The sequence below is a fragment of the Acinetobacter sp. V116_7 genome (assembly GCF_056735735.1).
The window spans coordinates 253,508-275,772 of record NZ_JBWZIF010000027.1 but is presented as its reverse complement, the minus strand read 5'-3'; the positions used below and the strand labels follow the sequence as shown (position 1 = coordinate 275,772).

At 38.9% G+C, this 22,265-nt stretch carries 20 protein-coding genes; 7 read left to right on the top strand and 13 right to left on the bottom strand.

The window, feature by feature from the left end:
- Positions 1–69: 69 nt before the first annotated feature.
- From AC1PJP_RS13890 to AC1PJP_RS13870, 5 genes are read right to left on the bottom strand one after another with little or no spacing between them, the layout of a single operon-like run.
- Positions 70–1,665 (bottom strand): ABC transporter ATP-binding protein, encoded by a 1,596-nt coding sequence (locus AC1PJP_RS13890; RefSeq protein WP_479767299.1) that lies wholly within the window; start codon positions 1,663–1,665, stop codon positions 70–72.
- The gene (locus tag AC1PJP_RS13885) at positions 1,640–2,650 is read right to left on the bottom strand and encodes an ABC transporter permease (RefSeq protein WP_447501072.1); all 1,011 of its coding nucleotides are present in this window, start codon (positions 2,648–2,650) and stop codon (positions 1,640–1,642) included. Before AC1PJP_RS13885 ends, AC1PJP_RS13890 begins: the two co-directional genes overlap by 26 nt.
- Positions 2,650–3,702 carry a microcin C ABC transporter permease YejB gene (locus tag AC1PJP_RS13880; RefSeq protein WP_479753832.1) on the bottom strand — a complete coding sequence of 351 codons (1,053 nt, stop codon included), beginning with the start codon at positions 3,700–3,702 and terminating at the stop codon, positions 2,650–2,652. The genes AC1PJP_RS13885 and AC1PJP_RS13880 overlap by 1 nt, the downstream gene beginning before the upstream one ends.
- A gap of 34 nt (positions 3,703–3,736) precedes the next feature.
- Entirely contained in the window at positions 3,737–5,569 is a 1,833-nt protein-coding gene (locus AC1PJP_RS13875) for an extracellular solute-binding protein (RefSeq protein ID WP_479753833.1), read from the bottom strand.
- A 15-nt stretch (positions 5,570–5,584) separates the two neighbouring features.
- Complete coding sequence (locus tag AC1PJP_RS13870) at positions 5,585–8,800, bottom strand: lytic transglycosylase (protein ID WP_479753834.1); 3,216 nt, start codon at positions 8,798–8,800, stop codon at positions 5,585–5,587.
- A gap of 233 nt (positions 8,801–9,033) precedes the next feature.
- Between AC1PJP_RS13870 and dnaQ the strand changes: the two genes are divergently transcribed.
- From dnaQ to nudC, 3 genes are all read left to right on the top strand, one after another.
- The gene (gene dnaQ / locus AC1PJP_RS13865) at positions 9,034–10,410 is read left to right on the top strand and encodes a DNA polymerase III subunit epsilon (RefSeq protein WP_416666922.1); all 1,377 of its coding nucleotides are present in this window, start codon (positions 9,034–9,036) and stop codon (positions 10,408–10,410) included.
- A 130-nt stretch (positions 10,411–10,540) separates the two neighbouring features.
- Complete coding sequence (locus AC1PJP_RS13860) at positions 10,541–12,184, top strand: chemotaxis protein (RefSeq protein WP_479767296.1); 1,644 nt, start codon at positions 10,541–10,543, stop codon at positions 12,182–12,184.
- Positions 12,184–12,927 (top strand): NAD(+) diphosphatase, encoded by a 744-nt coding sequence (nudC, locus tag AC1PJP_RS13855; RefSeq protein ID WP_013198584.1) that lies wholly within the window; start codon positions 12,184–12,186, stop codon positions 12,925–12,927. The genes AC1PJP_RS13860 and nudC overlap by 1 nt, the downstream gene beginning before the upstream one ends.
- Positions 12,928–12,955: 28 nt before the next feature.
- On the opposite strand, the gene AC1PJP_RS13850 is transcribed toward nudC, so the two are convergent.
- The 3 genes from AC1PJP_RS13850 to AC1PJP_RS13840 all read right to left on the bottom strand — a co-directional run bounded on the left by AC1PJP_RS13850 (position 12,956) and on the right by AC1PJP_RS13840 (position 15,009).
- Complete coding sequence (locus AC1PJP_RS13850) at positions 12,956–13,819, bottom strand: alpha/beta hydrolase (RefSeq protein ID WP_005303430.1); 864 nt, start codon at positions 13,817–13,819, stop codon at positions 12,956–12,958.
- 3 nt (positions 13,820–13,822) lie between these two features.
- On the bottom strand, positions 13,823–14,530 hold the full coding sequence (locus AC1PJP_RS13845) for a BON domain-containing protein (protein ID WP_005303429.1): 708 nt from the start codon (positions 14,528–14,530) through the stop codon (positions 13,823–13,825).
- A 77-nt stretch (positions 14,531–14,607) separates the two neighbouring features.
- Positions 14,608–15,009 carry a YraN family protein gene (locus AC1PJP_RS13840; RefSeq protein ID WP_003652834.1) on the bottom strand — a complete coding sequence of 134 codons (402 nt, stop codon included), beginning with the start codon at positions 15,007–15,009 and terminating at the stop codon, positions 14,608–14,610.
- 208 nt (positions 15,010–15,217) lie between these two features.
- Here AC1PJP_RS13840 and rsmI point away from each other — a divergent pair, with 208 nt between their 5' ends.
- The gene (gene rsmI, locus AC1PJP_RS13835) at positions 15,218–16,054 is read left to right on the top strand and encodes a 16S rRNA (cytidine(1402)-2'-O)-methyltransferase (RefSeq protein ID WP_009390409.1); all 837 of its coding nucleotides are present in this window, start codon (positions 15,218–15,220) and stop codon (positions 16,052–16,054) included.
- Positions 16,055–16,144: 90 nt separating this feature from the next.
- Entirely contained in the window at positions 16,145–16,531 is a 387-nt protein-coding gene (locus AC1PJP_RS13830; RefSeq protein WP_151987247.1) for a hemin receptor, read from the top strand.
- Positions 16,532–16,533: 2 nt separating this feature from the next.
- Here AC1PJP_RS13830 and AC1PJP_RS13825 read toward each other — a convergent pair whose 3' ends face one another.
- Positions 16,534–17,424, bottom strand: coding sequence for a LysR family transcriptional regulator ArgP (locus AC1PJP_RS13825; RefSeq protein ID WP_151987245.1), 891 nt, complete (start codon positions 17,422–17,424; stop codon positions 16,534–16,536).
- Between the two features lie 105 nt (positions 17,425–17,529).
- On the opposite strand from AC1PJP_RS13825, the gene AC1PJP_RS13820 reads away from it, so the two are divergent.
- The gene (locus tag AC1PJP_RS13820) at positions 17,530–18,132 is read left to right on the top strand and encodes a LysE/ArgO family amino acid transporter (RefSeq protein WP_016138876.1); all 603 of its coding nucleotides are present in this window, start codon (positions 17,530–17,532) and stop codon (positions 18,130–18,132) included.
- A gap of 56 nt (positions 18,133–18,188) precedes the next feature.
- On the opposite strand, the gene AC1PJP_RS13815 is transcribed toward AC1PJP_RS13820, so the two are convergent.
- On the bottom strand, positions 18,189–18,830 hold the full coding sequence (locus AC1PJP_RS13815; RefSeq protein ID WP_151767178.1) for a cation efflux transmembrane domain-containing protein: 642 nt from the start codon (positions 18,828–18,830) through the stop codon (positions 18,189–18,191).
- A 65-nt stretch (positions 18,831–18,895) separates the two neighbouring features.
- Here AC1PJP_RS13815 and AC1PJP_RS13810 point away from each other — a divergent pair, with 65 nt between their 5' ends.
- Complete coding sequence (locus tag AC1PJP_RS13810) at positions 18,896–19,297, top strand: MerR family transcriptional regulator (RefSeq protein ID WP_009390419.1); 402 nt, start codon at positions 18,896–18,898, stop codon at positions 19,295–19,297.
- A gap of 60 nt (positions 19,298–19,357) precedes the next feature.
- Here the strand turns inward: AC1PJP_RS13810 and AC1PJP_RS13805 are convergent, their stop codons facing one another.
- The 3 genes from AC1PJP_RS13805 to ubiH form a co-directional block, all read right to left on the bottom strand.
- Complete coding sequence (locus tag AC1PJP_RS13805; protein WP_005303414.1) at positions 19,358–19,609, bottom strand: hypothetical protein; 252 nt, start codon at positions 19,607–19,609, stop codon at positions 19,358–19,360.
- A gap of 206 nt (positions 19,610–19,815) precedes the next feature.
- Positions 19,816–21,048, bottom strand: coding sequence for an FAD-dependent monooxygenase (locus AC1PJP_RS13800; protein ID WP_322005140.1), 1,233 nt, complete (start codon positions 21,046–21,048; stop codon positions 19,816–19,818).
- The gene (gene ubiH, locus AC1PJP_RS13795; protein WP_004793923.1) at positions 21,045–22,253 is read right to left on the bottom strand and encodes a 2-octaprenyl-6-methoxyphenyl hydroxylase; all 1,209 of its coding nucleotides are present in this window, start codon (positions 22,251–22,253) and stop codon (positions 21,045–21,047) included. The genes AC1PJP_RS13800 and ubiH overlap by 4 nt, the downstream gene beginning before the upstream one ends.
- Positions 22,254–22,265: the final 12 nt, after the last annotated feature.

The following is a 22,265-nucleotide window of genomic DNA, read 5'->3' as shown; positions in this document are numbered from 1 at the left end:
TATGCAACTTTTTGCATAAGATAAATTTTTTAATTATTTTATTAAAAAACAAATAATTAAAATAAAATATTAAAGAGATGCTTTAATTAACTGTATGGTATATTCAGTTTTTGGTTTAGAAAATAAGAGTTCAGTTTCCTGATATTCAACAACTTTAGCATAACGTAATACCATCACTTTATGGCACAGTGATTTCACAATATTTAGATCATGACTAATAAAAATATAACTTAACTGCTCTTTTTGCTGTAATTGTCGCAACAACTTAATCATAGCTTTTTGCGTGGTTCGATCTAAGGCCGATGTAGGTTCATCTAAAATTAAAAGTTTAGGCTGAACCACCAAAGCTCTGGCTAAGGCGACACGTTGACGTTGGCCGCCTGAAAGTTCATGAGGGTAACGATGTTGAAAATCTTCCGCCAATTCAACTTTTACCAAAGCAGATTCAACTTGCTGGGTTACCTCTTTTTCATTCACAGCTTTTAACTTTAACCCTTCAGCAATAATCTGCCCTACTGTCATACGGGGGTTTAAACTGCCAAATGGGTCTTGGAATACAAGTTGAAAATCTGATCTCATCAACCGTAGCACTTTTGGCTGTAACTGATTCAAATCTTGCCCTAAAAAAACAATTTGCCCTTTACTCTTAACAAGCTGAACCAAAGCAAGGGCTAAAGATGACTTACCCGCACCACTTTCACCAACCACTCCAAGTGATTCACCTTGAGCAAGATCGAAACTCAAATCTTCTATTGCAGTGAAATATCCTTGAATGCGATTTAAAATTCCTTTTCTTATAGGAAATTGCACGCTGAGCTGTCGAACTGATAAAACATTCTGTTGAACGGGTCTAGACTCTACACTTCCCAAATCATGATCTAATAACTGTGCTGTATAAGTTGTTTTAGGGTTTGCAAAGATTTGGCTCAGTTCACCTTGCTCTACTACACGCCCACTTTGCAATACAATCAGTTTCTCAGCATAGCGATGTACTAAATTTAGGTCGTGGCTAATTAAAATAAGTGCCATTCCATATTTTGCTTGTAAAGATTTTAATAGCTCTAAAATCTGTATCTGTAAGACCACATCCAACGCAGTCGTAGGTTCATCAGCAATCAAAATTTTAGGCTGAAGCACTAATGTCATCGCAATCATGACACGTTGTTTTTGTCCACCAGAGAGCTCATGTGGATAGCGTTTTAAAAGTTGTTCTGGTTCAACAATTCCCACATCTTCTAGCAGTTCAACTATTTGTTGTCGAACCTCGCGTTTTGAAAAACCTGATAAAAGAAGATTTTCCCCTATGATTTTTTCAACCCTATGTAGCGGATTTAACGCACTAGCAGGCTCCTGAAAAATCATAGCGATTTGACGACCACGTAAATTTGATTGAGCTATTTCATCTAACTCAAGCATATTTTTTGAGCCAATCCAAACCTGACCCGTTACTTCTAATTTTTGTTGTAGCAATCCCATTATTGCTAAGCAGCTTATCGATTTACCTGAACCACTTTCGCCCACAATAGCGAGTGTTTCACCTTCATTTAAGTAAAAATTCAGATGTTCCAATAAAACCTTTTGGTCTTTAGTTTGAACCGAAAGTTGCTCTACTTTTAATAATGTTGAAGTGGGATTTAAATTATTTTCTTGGGTCAAAAGCATCACGGGCCGCCTCCCCAATATAAATTAAAAGTGAAAGAACAATCGCCAAACTAAAAAAGCCTGAAATTGCTAGCCATGGCGCATCTAAATTATTTTTACCTTGCAACAATAACTCGCCTAAAGATGCTGCATCAGGTGGCAGGCCATACCCTAAAAAATCAAGAGCAGTTAAAGCGCTAATATTAGTTGTTAAAATAAAAGGTAACTGAGACAAACTCGAACTGATCGCATTTGGCAAAATATGCCTAAAAATAATAGCGCGATCGGTCACTCCCAAAACTTGGGCTGCACGAACATAATCAAGCTGGCGAGCTTTTAAAAATTCTGCTCTAACAATACCCACCAAAACGGTCCAGCCAAAAAACAACATAATGAAAAAGAGCCAATATACATTTGGAACAAACATACTGACTAAAATCATGACCATAAAAAGCATGGGTAAGCCATTCCAGACCTCAACCAAACGTTGTCCTAATAAATCTACCCAACCGCCATAGTAACCTTGAATGGCACCTACAGTAATTCCAAATAAAGCGGAACAAAAGGTTAAGGCTAAACCGAAAAGCAACGATACTCTTAATCCATAAAGAATACGGGCGAAAACATCCCTTCCTTGATCATCTGTTCCCAACCAGTTTTGCTTGGAGGGTGGTGAAGGTACAGGAACGGCTAAGTCTAAATTGGGTGTTTGATATGAAAATTGAATGAGCGGCCAAACAGCCCATCCTTTAGCCTCAATAAACGCTTGTACGGCAGGATCTTTATAATCAGCTTCTGTTTCAAACACCCCACCAAACGTGGTTTCAGGATAAGTTTTTAACACGGGTAAATAGTAAGAATCTTCATACTTCACTAACAATGGTTTATCGTTAGCAATTAACTCCGCAGCTAAGGATAAAACCAAAATCAGACTAAACAAAATAAAGCTGGCCCAGCCCAATTTATGCTGTCTAAAACGCTGTAATCGTGTGCGCACAATTAAAGACATTATTTGCCTCCTTGTGCGTCAAAGTGAATTCGGGGATCAATCCATTGGTACAACACATCACATATGAGACGTAAAATTAGGCTAAATAAAGTAAAGAAAAATAAAACCCCAAAAATAACAGGATAATCACGCTGAACAATTGCTTCAAAGCCCAACAACCCCACCCCATCTAAATGAAAAATAATTTCTACGAACAGGTTACCGACAAAGAAAATACCTGCTAACACTTCTGGTAATCCTGCGAGCACAACTAAAATGGCATTACGAAATACATGCTTATATAAGACCTGTTGGTCATTCAACCCTTTTGCATAGGCTGCCAAAACGTAGGGTTTATTGAGTTCTTCTAAAAATGAGTATTTAGTTAAATAGGTTAAACTGGCAAAACCGCCTAATACCATGGTAATCAGTGGCAAAGTCATATGCCATAAATAATCGGTAACTTTGTCCCAAAGACTAAGTTGATGAAAATTATCCGATACTAAATTTTGTAATGGAAACCATTGAAAATAAGAGCCGCCCGCAAAAAAAACAACTAACAAAATGGCAAATACAAAACTTGGTACAGCATATCCCACCACAAGAACTAAAGAGGTAGACCGATCAAACCATGAGCCTTGCTGTCTTGCTTTCTTAATTCCCAGCGGAATAGAAATTAAATAAATCAGAAAAGTGCTCACCAGTCCAAGTGAAATCGAAACAGGTATTTTTTCCCACAACAATTCCACGACTGGTTTATCTTTAAAGAAACTTTGTCCAAAATCTAAAGTTAAATAGCCTTTTAACATTAGAAAAAATCGTTCAGGGCCAGAACGATCAAAGCCGTACTGAGTCTTAATTTGCTCAACCATTTCAGGGCTTAAACCTTGAGCACCTTGATAATAAGTTTCTGCACTCAATGCACGGCCAATTCCCAAATCGCTTTGTGCCTGATGTATTGCTTGCTCAACTGGCCCACCCGGTGCAATTTGCACAACCACAAAGTTAATCAATAAAATGACAAACAATGTGGGAATCATTAAAAGAAGTCGCTTGAGAATATATGAACCCATATAACAGGATTTCCTTTATGGCAGGTGCTTTTTATTATTGATGTAAATATTTGGCAACTGTTTTGGCTTTGTTTGCATCACTCCACCAATATTCTATTCCGGAAGAAAGTACTGGTTTAACTTTAGGTTGTTGATACATATTCCAATAAGCATACCAGTTTTCACCTTTACCATAGGTCGGAATTTGATAATAACCAGCTCTAAGCAATCGATCGAGAATGCGAGTATAAATAATCTGTTGTTCACGGCTTTTACTTGCAACGAGTTTTGAAATCACTTGATCAATTACTGGGTTGCGAATACCTGCATAATTGTAATTTCCATCCTGCACTGCGGCGATACTTCCCCAAAACTGAGTTTGTTCATTGCCCGGGTTGAGAGATTGCGGCAGATTCATTGTGGTCATATCAAAATCGTAACGACGAGTCCTTTCTAAATATTGCGGAGCATCGACCTGACGCAAATTAACTGCAATGCCTAACTTTTTTAGGTTACGAATAAAAGGTAAAAGTGTTCGTTGTTTACCATCTTGCTGAATTAAAAACTCAAGCTGAACTTTTTTTCCTTCTGGTGTAAATAGCTGCCCTTCTTTAACTTTATAGCCAGCCTGTATGAGTAATTGCCGTGCAGTTAACAAGTTCTGACGGTTGAACCCACTTGCATCCGACACTGCATATTTCCAGTCGGCTAAAACACCTTGTTGCATGAGTGGAGATAATTTAGGCAATAACGGTTTTAACAAGTCTAATTCAGTTTTTGAAGGTCGATCTGTTGCTGCTAATTCACTATTTTCAAAATAACTTTGAAGACGTTGATATTGACCATAAAACAAAGCTTTATTTTGCCATTCAAAGTCATAGGCATAGGTTAAGGCTTGTCTAAAACGAATATCATTTAAAGGTTTTCGCCTAGTGTTAAACACATAGCTTTCAGTGGCAATCGGGTTATGGTGACGAAATTTATATTGAGTAACCAGCCCTTCTTTTACGGCAGGAAAACGATAATCTGTTACCCATTTTTTAGGATTAGTTTCTTCATGCAAAGTGTATTGCCCAGATTTAAATCCTTCAAAAGCAATATCCCAATTTCGATAATAGACATATTTTAATCGGTCAAAATTATAACGTCCCTTGTTAATAGGCAAATCTTTTGCCCAATAATTTGGGTTTCTTTTATAACTAATGCTTCTACCTGCATCAACTCGTTCAACTACATATGGCCCCGAACCAATAATCGGTTGTAAAGTAATTCGGCTAAAATCTCTTTTTTCCCAATCTGCTTTTGAATAAATCGGTAAGGTTGCCAAAATGAATGGCATTTTAGGATTATGGGTAGACTTAAAACTAAACTTTACTTGATGGGCATTGATGACTTCTGTTTTTGCTAAATCAGCAAGGTACATCTGTAAACCTAAATTGGACTTCGTCTGATAGGCATCAAAACTAAATTTAACATCTGCCGCAGTGACTGGCTGTCCATTACTAAAACGCGCTTTAGGGTTTAAATAGAAAGTAACAGACTGCGTTTTTTCTGGGTCATAACTCACTTTCTCAGCTAAAAGTGGATATAAAACTCCGACCTCATCTAACGACTGCGTCATTAAAGTATCAAAAAGATAATTAACGCCCTCAGTAGCATTCCCCTTACCATTCATACTATTGAGGTTATCAAAAGTTCCTTGAGCAGCCTGACTTAACAGACCACCTTTAGGAGCATTCGGGTTTGCATATGGCATAGCCATCATTCCTAAATATTTAGGTTTGGAATGAATCGCTATATATGAGGTGGTTTGCTGTGCAGAAAAAACTGCATGCGAAACGACACTGAGCCCGACTAGCAGGCTCAGTTGAAAAGATGATTTATGCATAAGTTGCTAATTATTTTATAAATTAGGCACTTTAATAACATCACCAATGCGAAGCTGAGTAGAAGGTGTCAAATTATTCAGCTCAGCCAAGAAATTGGTTTCTAAACCATATTTGCTAGCAAGACCAATTAATGTATCACCACGCTTCACTTTGTATTCCACAACAGTTTTTGGAATTACAATATTTTGGCCGCGCTGTAAATTAGCACTCGCTTTTAATGCATTCATTTCAGCAAGTTCACGCACTGAAATGCCTGCACGGCTCGCAATACTATTTAAAGACTCACCAGATTTCACAGTATATTTTTCAGTGTTTTTACCAGCCACAACTGTTTTAGTTGAAGACTTGGTATCTACTTTAGCTGTTTCTACTGTAGGTACATCACCTGTCAGCTTTAAACGTTGCCCTACACGAACGCTACTGGTACGTGAAAGACCATTTAATGAAGCAAGGTAGTCCAACTGTAAGTGGTAACGGTTAGCGATATTACCTAAGCTATCACCAGATTTGACTGTATAAGTTTCGGGTGTTTCTTCTTTAGTATTTTTAGAAGGCTTAGTTGGTGCTTCTTCTTCAACTGTACCTGTGAGTTTTAAACGTTGACCAGCACGCAACCCAGCAGTACGAGACAAACCATTTAAGTCAGCCAAATAACCTGTTTGCAAGTTATATTTAGCCGCAATCGCATTTAAGCTATCACCCGACTTTACAACGTATTGTTCTGGAACACTTAACCCTGCTGGTACTTTTATCGTTTGACCAAGCTGTACATGGCTATTTGCTTTTAAGTTATTTAACTCGGCTAACTCAGCTAGGCTAATTTTTGATTTCGTTGCAATACTCGATAAAGTATCACCGCGCTGTACTTTATAGCCTTCTGTTTTATAAGAAATACTAGCAGCAGCCTTCTCAGATTTATTAGAAGTTTTAGTTTCAGCAACTTCATCTACAGAAATATCTTGTGTAGGCACATTAATTTTTTGGCCAGCCATCAAGTTACTACCCGCAGATAAACCTGGCGTTAATTCAGCAAGTTCTTGATTAGAGAGCGCATAACGATCTGCAATCAATTTAAGGTATTCACCGCGCTTCACAGTATAACTTTTCGTTGCTATACGTTTTGCATTTGCCTGAACTGCTTTCGGCTCGACTTTCGCACTTGAGCGACTATTCTTCGGCTCTTTTAACAGTAATTTTTGCCCAACAAATAGACCATCTGTTACTGATAAATCGTTATATTCAGCCAATTGTCTTACTGACAAATTAAACTGATTAGCAACACCGCTTAAACTGTCGTTAGCTTCAACTACATATACATCTGGTTTAGCTGTACTTTTAGATGTTGTTTGAGTTTCTTGTGGTTTAGCATCATAGAGGTAAAGTGTTGAACCTACATATAACGTCTTTTCAGGGTCAATCTGGTTCCACTTAGCAACATCGCGCCAGTTTACGCCGTTTTTCATTGCAATAACGGCCAACGTATCACCTGGTAAAACAGTATAGGTACTACGCTTACCTTTAGGCTGTACAACCACTACATCAGTATCAGTCTTGATGTAAGGTTTGTCTTTATTACGCTGTCCGTCTTCAGAGTTAGCTACAGTCACGTCTTCAGCTAAAGTTTTTGGATAAGCAAACCCTCTACTGACCTCTTTACCTTGTTGCTCTGCAACTGACTGGCTCGTCTGAATTGCGGTTAACCTAATTTTGCCATCATACGGATCGACAATTTCGGTTCCTTTAGGCGCGATTGCTTTTAATTCAGCAACGACTTGATCTTTTTCAGCTTGTGTGGGTTGCGGCTCTAAAGCTTGTTGAACTGTTTCTTTTTCACCTTCAGCTCGTACTGCCGCTAAAATCTTCTCACGCTCTGCAGCTGAAATTGGTGGCTCCATCTTAACAGGCTTCGTAATGTTAGCTGCATTGGTCACAGCTACAGGAATACGCGGCGCACTTGGTACATCCGCTGATGCTGCAAAGGCAGCTAACGCATCTGAACCACGTGGAGTAGATTTTGAAATCGTTGAAGTATTCTTCACTGGTGAAGAAGGTTTAACTGGCTGAACTTGTGTTGTTGGTGTTGTTCTTGTTGTCACTGTAGTAGATGGAATAACAGTTGTAGGTGTAGACGGTGAAGTTGCATTTGCCCACCAACCTGAGCTACCACCCGTTTTTTTCCCTTTTAATTTATTATCAATTGAAGGACTTAAATCTGCTGGAATCAAAATACGCATTGGACTCGCAGGGTCTACTGCTTCACCACGATATCCTGGGTTCAATGCATAAAGTTCTGCACGGCTTAATCCTGCTGTAGAAGCAATTTCATTTAACGTTAAAGGTGCAGATAAAGTCACTTCACGGAAATGGGGTCTATTTGCAATAGGTGGTAGTTCTACACCATAAGCCTTTGGATTTTTAATAATTTGAGCAACAGCTAAGAAACGTGGAACATAGTTCATTGTTTCTTGAGGCAATTTTAATGACCAATAATCAGTTGGCAAACCAGCAGCTTGGTTGCGGTTAATCGCCTGCTGAATACGTCCAGGGCCAGCATTATAGGCTGCTAACGCAAGTTCCCAAGAACCAAATTGGTTATAGAGGCTTCCTAAAAACTCATAAGCTGCGCGAGTCGATTCAACCACATCTCGGCGCCCATCATACATACCAGTTTGCTTTAAGCCATAAATACGACCAGTACTTGGAATAAACTGCCAAAGGCCCGCTGCTGCTGCACTACTTGTTGCAGCTGGGTCATAAGAACTTTCAATTACCGGTAATAATGCAAGTTCTGTCGGTAAGCCACGGCGTTCAGCTTCTTTCACAGTATGGTACAAATAACGACTGGCACGAGCACTCAAGCGATCAAGGTAAGGCTGACGAGAAATAAACCAGCTACGCTGAGCTTCAATACGTGAATCCCAATGATTCAAGTCCATTTTGAAACCAACAGACATACGCTTCCAGACATCACCATGCTTCAAAATAAGCAGACGATCGCCTTCTACAGCGCGCATATCGGTTGCTGAGAGTAAGTCTTCCAAAGAGTCAAGACTACTCGCATCTAAATAACCTGCACCACTGACCTGTTTCGATTTTGAGGTTTTTGCAGATTGCGGAGTCGATGAACAGCCTGTTGTAATACCCAACGCAGCTAAAGCAGAGCTAAGTACGGTAATTTTGAACAATGATGCCGCAGATGGCTGCCACACAAATGTGGTTGGTTTATACATAAAAACTTCCAAACAACTCGCGTAATATTTTTTTGGGGTTTGGCCACAAACCCTAGGTCTTCGATGCCATTGTAGTAAAGCGTGCAAGATAGACAAGGCAATAATTTGATGTCATTTGCATGGAAATGTTACAAGAAATTAAAAAAACCTTGCTTTGTAACGATGGAACCGAACTTTTTGCGTATACAATACACCATATTCAGTTCTTTTTCTTTTAGTTTAGGTTTCGATTTATGTCTCAAACAATCACACTGTATGTTGATGGTGCATGTCGTGGCAATCCGGGTTTAGGTGGTTGGGGCGCATATGTCATTACCGAGCAGGGTGAGCATAAATTATTTGGCGGTGAACCTGAGACAACCAATAACCGTATGGAGCTTACTGCTGCGATTGAGGGTGTTTCATTTTGCCCACCCGATGCTCACTTAATTATCTGGACAGATTCAAATTATGTGAAGCAAGGCATTACTGAATGGATTCATGGCTGGAAAAAGAAAAACTGGAAAGATGTAAAAAATCCTGACCTTTGGCAAAAATTAGATGCTGTATGTGCAGGTAGAAATATTGAGTGGAACTGGATTAAAGGCCATGCTGGACATGCAGGCAACGAAATGGCCGATGAGCTTGCAAATATCGGAGCCGATCAAACCGCACTTCAAAAAAAAACAGTTCAAGCGACTGCCCTGCAAGATATAAAAAAGCCTGAAGAGGATTGGTTGCTTGATGACCCTTTTGGGTTTGATATGGCAGAAGTAGCCGAAGAAGATAATATTGATCTTGAACAGCCCGAAGAAGTTGAGATGATTATTGTGGAAGAAGAAGTTATTGAAGTTGAAGCTGCTGAGCCAGAAAGTAAGCAACCCGTTAATAATATTCATCCTCAAATTGTTGTGACCGAAGCCAAATTACAATTACAAGGGCCTCGACAACTGATTCTCGATACGGAAACCACTGGTTTTTATTTCCAAGATGGCGACCGAATTATTGAGGTGGGCGCTATTGAAATGATTAACCGGAAACTTACCGGTAGCTCAATTCATATTTATATTAACCCGCAAAAACCAGTGGGTGACTCAGAAAATATCCATGGTATCAGTGATAATTTCTTAAAAGATAAACCGCTCTATGCGGAAATTGCCGACACGCTCTTTGATTATCTAAAAGGCGCAGAGATTATTGCGCATAACGCAACCTTCGATATGAACTTCCTAGATATGGAGTTTAGACGCGCTGGCCTTCCCGCGCTTTCCGAAGTATGTGAGGTAACAGATACGTTAGCTTTAGCAAAAAGCAAACATCCTGGACAAAAAAACTCGCTTGATGCTCTTGTAAGACGTTATGAAATTCCAGCACGTGACCGTACCTTCCACGGTGCATTACTCGATGCTGAAATTCTTTCAGACGTTTACCTAGCAATGACAGGTGGACAGGTTTCTTTTGATATAGATGCCTTATCCCAAAGTGAAAATAGCCAGAACACAACAAATAAAACTAGGATTCAAATTGACCTACCAGTTATTTACCCTTCTGAAGAAGAGCTAAATACACATGAGACTTGGGTCAAAGAATTTGAGAAAAAACATGGAGAACCTTGCCTTTTTGCAAAATAAATTTTTGATTCTTTAGCGTTTTTAGCTTTTCCCCTTTGTAAGTTAAGTTATATTAGTCACATAGATTTTTAGCTCAAATTACCGAGCACTACGAATATAACAATTGATTTTTTTTCAAAGGGGAACGTTTATGTCTGAGCATACTTCGATTCATTTCGATCCAACAGCTTTACTCATCATCAAACATGAAATTGATCGCTCAATAAAACTGGTTGAAGGTGCAGTAAGCACTTTAATTGAAGAACAAACGCTCCCTTTTGGTATTGATGATGCATTAGAACAATTTAAGCAATGCACTCAAGTCCTACGTTTAATTGATATCCCCTATCTTGCAAAAATCACTCAATATTCAACTGAGCTGATGCAAAAAATTATTGCGAAACCAACGCAAATTAATACTGATGATGTCGTTGCGCTGAGTGAAGGCACGACCATGGTAAAACGATATATTGAGTTTATCTGCTTGCGTGAATTACAAGTTCCTCAGTTTCTTCTTAATACCTTAAATAATTTAGAATTAGCTTTAAATAAACCACTGACCTCTTCTGGGCAAGCGATTGCGCCTTTACTTGCAAATGCTTCGCTTGAACTTCCATTCCCAGAAGTATTCATTAATGAAAAAACTCAGTTTATTCATCAACTCTATAAACTATCGCTACATCAATTTTTAAATAAAACTGAAGCTACTCATCATTATCAGGCTTTTAAACTGATCGGTACCTATTTGGTCAGCTTGGCAAAACACCAGCCAAGCCAACAATATTGGCAACTCGTAAATTATGCTTTCGACCATATTGATAACCTGCTTTTAAATGATTCACGCCTACGTGTACTCATTAATGTTGAAAGTTATATTGGTCAGTTCTTAGCAACGCCGGAAACTTTCAAGCCTGATTTACCTGCACTTGCAGATATTTTAAGTATAGTTATCGCTCAAGAAGATGAGGTTGCTCACCATATTCGCAACCAACTTCATATAGGCGATGAAACACCGACAGATACGCAACTACTGGTTTTAAGCCGCCACCTTTTTGGTCCTGATTTCGACACCATGCACGCAGTCAGCCAATTAATTTTGAGCGAAATGAACAAAGTGCGTAACGATATTGAATATAACTATCAAAATATGTCGACTGAAAAAGCACAACAATTGCAAACGAGTCTTTTACAGCTCGCATATACATTCAAACTACTTAACCTTGATGAAGCCTCAGTTGAGCTTTCTCAACAAGCGAGCAGTTTAAGTCAGCTCAATATATTAAGTAATGAAAACTATGCACAGCAGCTTATGGACAGCATTTTGTCTGCCATGAACTCAATTGGTATTTTGGTCCGCCAATATACGTCTAGTCGCTTACAACTTAATGTGAACAATACGAATATTTCTTTAGATCGCCTTGATGAGGCACATCAAGCCTTACTCACCGAGACAAAAAATCTAATTGATTTTATTTGTCAGAGCCTTACGTTATATGCAAATGATCAGACACAAAATATTGAAGCAATTGCAGGTTCACTAAAAGAGCTAGCAGGCGCGGCCGAATTCCTAGGAAGTGCCATTCAACAAGATGCTTTACTTAAAACTGCTCAATTTGTTCAACAACAACTTGAGCAAAACCAGCCTTTTAATACAGACCAAATTCACTGTATTTTTAACGTATTAGCGGGCCTTGACATGTTGGTTGACAATTTAAAAAATAAACAACCTGTTCTACAATCCATGTTTAATGTAGCATTGTCGAGTAGTCAACAACTTCAAGAAAAGGCAGCTTAATGTCTGAATTATCAATTGCTTATATTTTTCATCATCAACAATTACTGGTTGATCAAAACCTTCAACTACCCAAAGTCGAAAAGTTAGCAAGTGATTTACTTTTCACTCATGATGAGCAGGTCATTGCACGTGACTTGCTTGCTGAGGAACCCATTCCCGAAGGCTTACAACTGGTTCCAATTCGTCAACTCATTACAAGTTGGTCGAAAGAACAGTTCTTGCAAGCAAGCCGCGCTGTACAATTACTTGAATGGCGACGCAATCATAAGTTTTGTAGTCACTGCGGACACCCAACAGAAGTTCATCCAACTGAATATGCAATGGTGTGCCCTTCTTGTCGCTATCACCAATACCCTCGTGTAAACCCGTGCATTATTACGGTCATTACTCGAGGTGATGATGAAATATTGCTAGCGAAGTCAGTCCACAATAAAACCAATATGTATGGTTTGATTGCAGGTTTTGTCGAGGTCGGTGAAACGCTTGAAGAAGCTGTACAACGTGAAGCTTTTGAAGAAGTAGGCCTAAGACTCAAAAATGTTCAATATATGTCAAGTCAGCCTTGGCCTTTCCCAAGTAACCTTATGGTTGCGTTTAGAGCAGAATATGAGTCTGGTGAAATTAAACTGCAAGAAGAAGAAATTGCAGATGCACAATTCTTCAAAATTGATCAATTACCTGAAATTCCCTTTAAAGGCAGTATTGCTCATTCAATGATTATGCAGATTACCCAAGCTGGGTAATCTGCCGTGTTTTAAACGAGATTATCGTTTAAAACACTTCTTCAAGAAAATGTAAGATCGTTCTTTTCGTTCTAAAATAATGACTAATAAAACTAGAAAGACTAGCCAAAATTGTAATATGTCCAGTTTTAGGAATCACAGCGATATGGCTGTGATTTCCACTTTGTCTTAAAGCTCGGTCCAAATCTAAAGTATTTTCTTTGCCTACAAGTTGATCATTTTCAGCCATAAGTAAGTAATGTTTAATACTATTTTGATTGACGAAATAGTATGGCATCACTTCTTGATAAGAAATACTTTGGTCAAAAGCATCTTCGGCCAGTGGATCGCCCTTGTAATCAAAATGATACGGTCCAGCTAAACCAAAAATCGCTTTGATATTGCCCAAACATTGAATAGTGGTGGGTTTTGGATGATAAACAGCAGACATCACATTAAATGCCCCTGCTGAGTGCCCCATAAGCACAACATTTTCTGTAGAGATTTCTAGCTTGTCTTGGTTTTGATGCAAATAATTCAATGCCTGAGTCAGGTCATCAACAAAACTTGGGAAAATATTTTTAGGTGCTAACTGATAGTTAATCACAGCAACGTCATAGCCTTCTTTGGCAAAGGTCTCACCAATAAAAAGGTAATCTCGTTTATTACCATGTTGCCACGCCCCACCATGCACAAACACGATAAGAGGTTGATGAGATAGCTTTTTAACAGATCTATAAATATCCAAACGGTGGCGAGGCTTTAGCCCATAACGAACATTTGGAACCTGTTCAAAACCATCTTTTGGCGTAAAACGGTTTAAAGCAAAACTCCCCAAATCATACAGGCGGAACTCTTTATAGAGAGTTCGCGCCTGTTCAATTTTGCTTTGTAGTTGTTCAATCAGATTCATATATTACTGTGCAGTCGAAGCAGGATCTGTTTGGTCAGGATCAATTGCAACAGGTGTTTGAACTGTTGGCTGAGCAATGACATTATTAATAATTGGTGTAGTCGTTGTGCTACCAGTACTCGCTGCTGGAGCAGGCGCCAAATCAACATTATCAATGAGCGTCACAATTTTGGTCACGTTACCAACATTTTGAAGCACATTATTTAAATCATTAATTTCAGCAGTATTTAAACGGCCCATCACATATAAAACACCATCTTCAGTATGGACAAGTACTTTACTGTCCGATACAACTGGCGCTTTCATTAAAAGAGCACGTGTATTTGCTGTTACACCCGCATCTTGCATGATGGTGTTATAGCTAACTTTGTTACCCACCGTAATATAGTTATGTACAGCTTTCACATCACTCATGGCTTTAAGATTGTCTTCTGCCAATTGTTTCAAGTACGGGTCTGGCACTTGGCCAGTTAATAAAACTGTACTGTGGAAGCTTTCAATATTAATACGTGACTGCTTGAAACGTTGATCAAGTTTATAAATGTTGATATTCGCCGTACGTTTAATTGAAGAGTCAATGAATACTTGGCCTAGACTGCGGACACCGCTATCTGTGCCCACTGGAGCTGTGCCTGTTCCACCAGAAATAAAACTTGCGCAACCTGATAAACTTGCGACACAAAGCATTGTTACAGCAATACGGTTTAACACTCCACCAGACTCCTATCAATTTCTTGGCTTGATCATAAAGCATCAGACTTAAATTTGCTCAAAAGAGTAATGAACTCTTAATCCAAAGTAAATGCATTTTCGATCCATTGCAGATCATAATGGAATTTTGAAAAGTCATGCTGTACTGTTTTTGCAATTTTCTGTGGAAAATCAAAACAAATCACATCAAAACGACAATAAAAATCCTGATAAGATGGATAGCGCTGTAAAAAACGCATCGCAGTTTTGATAATTTTCTTCTGTTTTGTCCACGTTACCATTTCACAAGCTTGTCCATAATTTCCTATAGTGCGTGCTTTTACTTCAACAAAAACTAACTCTTGCCCTCTTTTGACGATTAAATCAACTTCGCCACGGCGTGAATGATAATTACTTGTGACCCATACATAGTTTTGTGCTTGTAAAAGGTTTAAAGCAGTTTGCTCTGCCCATTTCCCCAACTGTTGCGCCAATAACATTTTTAATTTCCCCAATGAAAAGCATCTCTAGATGTTTTTATAAATAAGTTATTTTCTTAAATTCATCTGACATATCAGATCCAAATCGAACAAATGAAAATCAGATCATTTTCGAAAAGCTCAAGCTAGCAGACATTGTTCACGCCCAAATCATAATTTCGGGTAAACTACCCCATTAAAATTGTTTATCTGTACGGAGTAAAACCAAATGAGTGCTCAGTTATTTGTTGTAGCCACCCCAATCGGGCACTTAGATGATATGACTTTCCGTGCAATTGATATTTTAAAATCAGTTTCTATTGTAGCTGCCGAAGATACTCGCCAATCAGCACAATTATTTAAGCACTATAATATATCGACTCAACTTACTGCATGCCATGACCACAATGAAAGCAATAAAATTGAGCAGTTAGTTCAAAAATTACTTGCTGGCGATAGCGTTGCTTTAATTAGTGATGCAGGCACACCGCTCATCAGTGATCCAGGCTTTAAATTAGTCCGTGCTGCTCAAGAGAACGGCATTAAAGTTGTTCCTGTGCCAGGTGCATGTGCTGCTATTGCTGCCTTAAGCGCGGTAGGTTTGCCAAGTGACCGTTTTAGCTTTGAAGGATTTTTACCATCTAGAGCTTCACAACGTATTTCTCAATTAGAAAAACTTAAAAACGAAACCCAGACCTTAATTTTCTATGAAGCACCCCATCGTATTTTAGAGTCCATTAAAGATATGGCTCAGGTATTTGGTGAAGACCGTCCTGTAGGGTTTGCACGTGAAATTACCAAAACCTTTGAAACCATTAAAAAAATGACCTTAAAAGATTTGGTTAGCTTCATTGAAAATGACCACAACCAAGAAAAAGGTGAAATTGTAGTGGTTGTAGGTGGTGCAGCTGCAAAAACCGATCTAGAACAAGAAAAACTAGATGAACTGTTAAAGCGTTTACTTCAAGACTTATCTGTTAAAGCTGCATCTCAACTCGCTGCCGATTTAACAGGAATTAAGAAGAAAGTCGCTTATCAACGTGCGCTCGAGTTAACTCAATCTTAATTTTTTAATTAGATATGGTGATGACACAGACTATTTGTCATCACCATCTGTTAATTTTGCATAATAAAATATAAGAATAAGAGTATTAATATGACTCAACAAATGGGCAAACTTGGCCCCCATGAAGGACAAGAGCTAGAATTATTACTTTCAGGCGAGAAATCTATCGCTCTATTTTACGATCTATTACCTGTCAGTTTCTTAAAGCATCTCGAACAAGGTACTTTATCAATGCTGAGTAAAGATATTGAAACTTCTCTGCCTTTACCCTTTTCAATTATGCTGATCTATAAAGATGCAGCTTTAGCAGATTTAAATGAACTCATGATATGTATTGAAACTTTATTTAAAGAAACTAATTTTGAAAAATGCATAGAGCTTGAACGAAGAATTGGACAACTTTTAGGTTACTCAGCGCAAGATATAGAGTTTTATATTCAGCATATTTCCAATCGCCATTTAAAGAGAAACCTCTAAAACTATCTCAATATGTGTTTTGCTGACTCGACAATAGTTTCCGTCAGTGCATCCAACTGTTTAGACTGCCTTTTCCAATGGTGCCAATATAACGGAATGTCGAGCCCAGCCTCAGGTATAACATCCACTAAAGTTCCATTGCTTAGTAAAGATTGAACCTGAAGTTCAGGCACCATGCCATATCCCAAACCTAATTGGATTGCTTTCACAAACGCATCTGTAGCAGGAATAAAACTATAAGGATAGCTCTGCAAAGGCAAACCATAATATTTCAGTAATACCTCTGAATGCATAAGATCTTTATGGTTAAAAATTACAGCTGGTGCACTTCTTAAAGTTTCTCGGTTTACGCCATGTTTAAACCAGTCAGCTGCAAATGCATCAGAAGCCAACATTTTATAACGCATTTTCCCGAGTGGTTGAGCTAAACAGCCTGACATGACCTGCTCTTCTGCAGAGATACATGCGTTGACTTGCCCTGTTTCTAATAAAGTATGCGTATGCGATTGATCATCAATTTTTAGTTCTAAGACTATTTTTTCTTTAAAAAGTGTTTGCTGAATGCTCGGTAAAAGCCAAGTCGCTAGCGAATCTGCATTGGACGCTAGAGCAATTTTATAAAATTCCGATTCAGATGATTTTCCCATCAAACCTTGTAATAAGTTTTGCTCCATTAATCTCGTATGACGTAAATGTTGCAATAGCGTTTGCCCAGCTTGTGTGAGTACACATGGCCGCCCACGGATAATTAAAATTTGGCCTAAATACTTTTCTAAAGCTTGCACGCGTAAGGACACTGCCGAAGGCGTAATATATAAATGCTCACCTGCCGCGTCAAAACTTCCCACTTCTGCGACTGCAAGAAAGGCTTCACACTGTTTGCTATCTAACATATAAAACCTAAATTTTTTTTAGCCAAACCTAAATATTCTTAATTTTACTTATTTCTCAATAAAAAGTCAGATAATTCCCACATCTGATTTTTCCACCTTATTGTTATGTTCTCTCTTAGTATATTTTTTAAAGGTTTCGGTATTGGTAGCGGGCTTATTGTAGCAATTGGAGCGCAAAATGCTTTTGTTTTAAAACAAGGGCTCAAACAGCAATACGTATTTTGGCTATGTTTAATTTGTGCGCTGTCCGACTCAATTCTAATCGCGTTTGGTGTGTTAGGTTTTGCCGAAATCATGACAGCATCACCCATCTTAATTACGGTCGCTAAATATTTAGGGGCAACATTCTTATTGGTTTACGGTGCCAAAGCATTCTATGCTGCCTTGAAAACTACCCAGAGTATGGAGCTTGATAGCAGCCAGAAACAGACCTTAACCCAAGCATTAGTGACCTGTCTTGCCTTTACTTGGCTTAACCCACATGTCTATTTGGATACCATTGTTCTGATTGGTTCAGTTGCAACCCAGTTAGAAGACAAAATTAGTTTTGCTTTGGGCAGCATTGTTGCCTCTTGGATTTTCTTTTTCAGTTTAGGTTATGGCGCAAGATTATTAAAACCATTATTTATCAATCCTAAAGCATGGAAAGTTTTAGATTTTATTATTGGTTGCGTTATGTGGAGTATCGCAATATCACTACTTATCTAATGCATTCAAACAGTAAAAAGTACCACGTATGAATGGTACTTTTTATGCGCTCATAATTATGCTTGAGAACCCAACACCAGTTTTGACTGTTTTCTTTCTTGCTGAGACTGTTTTATGACAGCGTAACCAGAAGACACACCCAAGTACGCAATTACAAAGGCAACAAATAAATCTGGAAATACACTACCTGTTCCAAATACGCCAACGGCCGCTAAAATCACAGCAATATTGGCAATAGAATCGTTTCTGCTACACAACCAAACAGAACGCATATTGGCATCTCCATCACGGTACGCATAGAGCATAAGTGCGACTGAAACGTTAGCAATTAAAGCCATCACGCCAATTGCTCCCATGACCATTGGTTCAGGTGAAACACCATAAAAATAAGACCAAACCACTTTTGCAATAACAAAAATACCGAAAGCGGCCATCGTTATTCCTTTAAGTAATGCAGCTGTTGCGCGCCAATATAAACTCATCGAAAGCACAACTAAAGATAATGCATAATTTGCTGCATCTCCGGCAAAATCTAATGCATCGGCCCATAGCGAAACAGATTGAGCCTTATAACCGCCCAATATTTCTACCACAAACATCAAAGCATTGATCACAAGAGCAATCCATAACGCTTTTCTAAAACGTGGACTCACTTTCTTTGAAGGAGAACATGTTGAAGCACAACCACATCCAGCCATTTTATTTCCTCAAGAACTCTTTTATAGTGATTAAAAACCCTTGAGTAACTCCAGAGTCAAGCCTTATGAGTCTTTCTATTGGTCAATTATCAAAAAAAGCGGATGTTCCAATTGATACGATCCGTTATTACGAAAAAGTAGGTGTGTTGGACCGTATTCAACGTTCAGAAAATAATTATCGTGTTTATACCGAGCAGACCCTCAACGATCTATTGTTTATTAAGCATTGCCGCGAATTAGATATATCACTCAGTGATATTAAAACGTTAAAAGAAATGAAAGCTCAGCCTAAACAGGCATGTACAAAAATTGATAATTTAGTAGATAAATACTTAAATGAAGTATCTGAAAAAATTGAAAGATTATTACTTTTAAAAGAATCTTTAATTGATTTAAAACAGCACTGCTCTACCAATCGAACAGTAGATGAGTGTGGAATTTTAAAAGAACTGCAAAGCTCGCCTTAAACCTATTTTGATAAATTCATACAAATAAAAAAGCACCACTCATGTGATGCTTTTTTAAGATTAATGGTCGCTATGCTCATCAGGAGGAACTTCGGTAATTCTACCCCCTCGAGCTAAAAATGCGGCAACTTCATCTTCCAACGCTTGGCGCTGTTTCTGCTTAGCAGTTACAGTCAGCGTTTCTGCTTCGGCAAGGTCAGTATCACTCAAACTGCCTGCTTCTTCATCAGCTGCACCGCTTTCGGCTGCTTTCGCTTCATCTTCATCTACAGCAGAATCTTCTGCATCTTCATAATCATTGATATCTGACATTTCACACTCCCCAGAATGATTTTATTGCATCATTGCTATGGTCCCAAGACCTCAGAAATTTAGCAACCTCTTTGCATTTAGCAAAGAGCCAATTTGGTCAATTCCGTATCTTTTATGACCAAATTGGTAATGATATATAAATGATTGTTCAAAAAATATCTACTGGTATTTAATTCACTCAGTAGAGTATAGACCCAGTAAATATTTTAATGCTTATAGCGGGTACTTTGTAAAGCCCCTAAACCATTTGCTTGTTGCATAAATCGGTCTTTTAAAACCGGTGTCAGCTCAACTTGCTTAAGCCCCATATTGCGAGCCCACACGACTGGAAATAGCTCACTACTTTCAAGCCAACCAATTGCCGACATGCTATGCATCATTGCATCATTCTGACCTTTACGGCGATGTTCATAGCGCAATAAAGTTTGCTCATGTGCCCATACACCACGCTTTAAATCATGAAGCAACACATCACACAGTACTGCGGCATCAAGACAGCCAATATTTACCCCTTGCCCAGCAAGTGGATGAATCACATGTGCTGCATCACCAATCAAAGCTAAACCTGCTTTTACATATTGTTTTGCAGCGCGAGCTTTGAGCGGAAATTGTGCTCTTGAACGAACCTCTAATACCTCACCCAACATGTGTTGACTTTCTTGAGTTAAAAGCTGCATAAAGGCGGTATCGCTTAAAGCTGAATATTCATCGGCATAATCATCTGGTAGTGTCCAGACAATCGATTGCCAATATCCATTTTCAGCTTCTTCAAGACTTGCCATTGGTAAATATGCCAAAGGTCCTGTAGGTAGGAAAATTTGGCGGGCAACATAGTGATGAGGCTTTGCTGTTCTAATCGCACAGCTAATAGCTGCTTGTTTGTAATCTAGTACATCGAGGTCAATAAAAGCCTGTTCGCGCACAAATGAATCCGCACCATCTGCACCAATAAGCAGTTTAGTTTTAAGTGTAGTACCATCTGCTAATTGAATATGCCAACATCCAACACCCTGCTCAATACGTGTAACACGAACTTGAGTACGGTAATCTGTAAGCTGCTGCAACATTTTTTGCTGAATAGCAACGTTCAGTACACTTGGTTCCACCATAGAACCCAAGGCTTGCTCAGCTAAAGGCTGACATACAGAATCTTGACCAAAATTAATTTCACCGTAGCCATTAAGATTCCAGACCTGCATGCCTGTATAAGGCATTTGACGTGCAAGATCATCCCAAACATTTACGGTTTTAAGCAAATGAATAGTCGCTTGGCTAAGTGCTAAAACACGTGGATTCATTACGCTTAATGTTTTCTCAACATCAAGCACCGGAGCCGCATCAAGCACAGTGGGTTGTACACCACCTTGCGCAAGTAATAAAGCAGTTAAACCACCAACCAATCCACCTCCAACAATGACGACATCCAACACTTCACTCATGCTTTTAACCCCATTGCATAGTTAGCCACCAATGGTTTTACACCTGGGATAACATCAAACGCAATTAACCCCGTATTACGAATTAATTTTAATAATGGGTTTTGATTACTAAAACCACGAACTACAGTGTCACAGAACTTAATTACGCGCTGCTGATCTGATAAACGAGCTTGCTCATAGGCAAGTAAGTTATCAGGGTTACCTAAATCATCAGAAGTAGTTAATTGGTTCACTAAATAACGCACTAAAACATCGGCATCACGTAGGCATAAATTAAAGCCCTGTCCTGCAACTGGATGAATTGTATGCGCTGCATTACCCATTAGAATAACGCGACCAACAGCTTGTTTATGTGCAAGTACTTGTGAAAGTGGATAGCTAAAACGCTTACCCGTTTTTTCAAATTTACCCGCTCGGTCACCGTAAGTTTGTTGTAAAGCACTTAAGAAATGCTGGTCATTTTCATCGCCCAACCATTCATTTTCAGTGCCTTTTTTAACAGGCCACACCACTGAGCGGCGGTACTCACCCGGTAAAGGTAATAAGGCTAAAGGACCTAATGCGCTAAACCGTTCAAAACCTACCTGCTCATGCGGTTTTGATGTCTGAACCGTAGTCACAATTGCAACCTGATCATAATCATGAACATCCACACCCACACCAATTGCCTGACGACAAAAAGAATCGCGTCCATCAGCCGCAATTAATAATTTTGACTCAAGTTTTAAAGTTTCCTCACCACGCAAAGCTTCAATATGTACTTGCTCAGCATCTTGAGTTAAAGCGGTAACCTGTACACCATCAATGAGTTCAATCAAAGGTTGCTGACGCACTTGAGTTAACAACACACGACCAAGCCAAGCATTTTCAATTACCTGACCAAAGCTTTCGACTTTCTCTTGTTCTGCAATTAAACGTGCTTTACCAAAACTGCCTTGCTCAGTAATGTGGACTTGCAAAATTGGGGTCGCATGTTGCTGTAATGCATCCCATAACCCTAGCTTCTGATAAATCTGTACGCTACGACGCGATAAAGCCGTATTACGCGCATCAAAACTCGAATGGTAAGGAGCAACATTTTGATCATCATAGTTTGGGTATTTCACAGCTTCTAATAGCTTTACCGCAATATTAGCCTTCGCGAGCATGAGTGAAAGGCTCAAACCCACCATTCCTCCACCTACAATAATCACTTGTTGTTGCATCGAGTTTTGCTC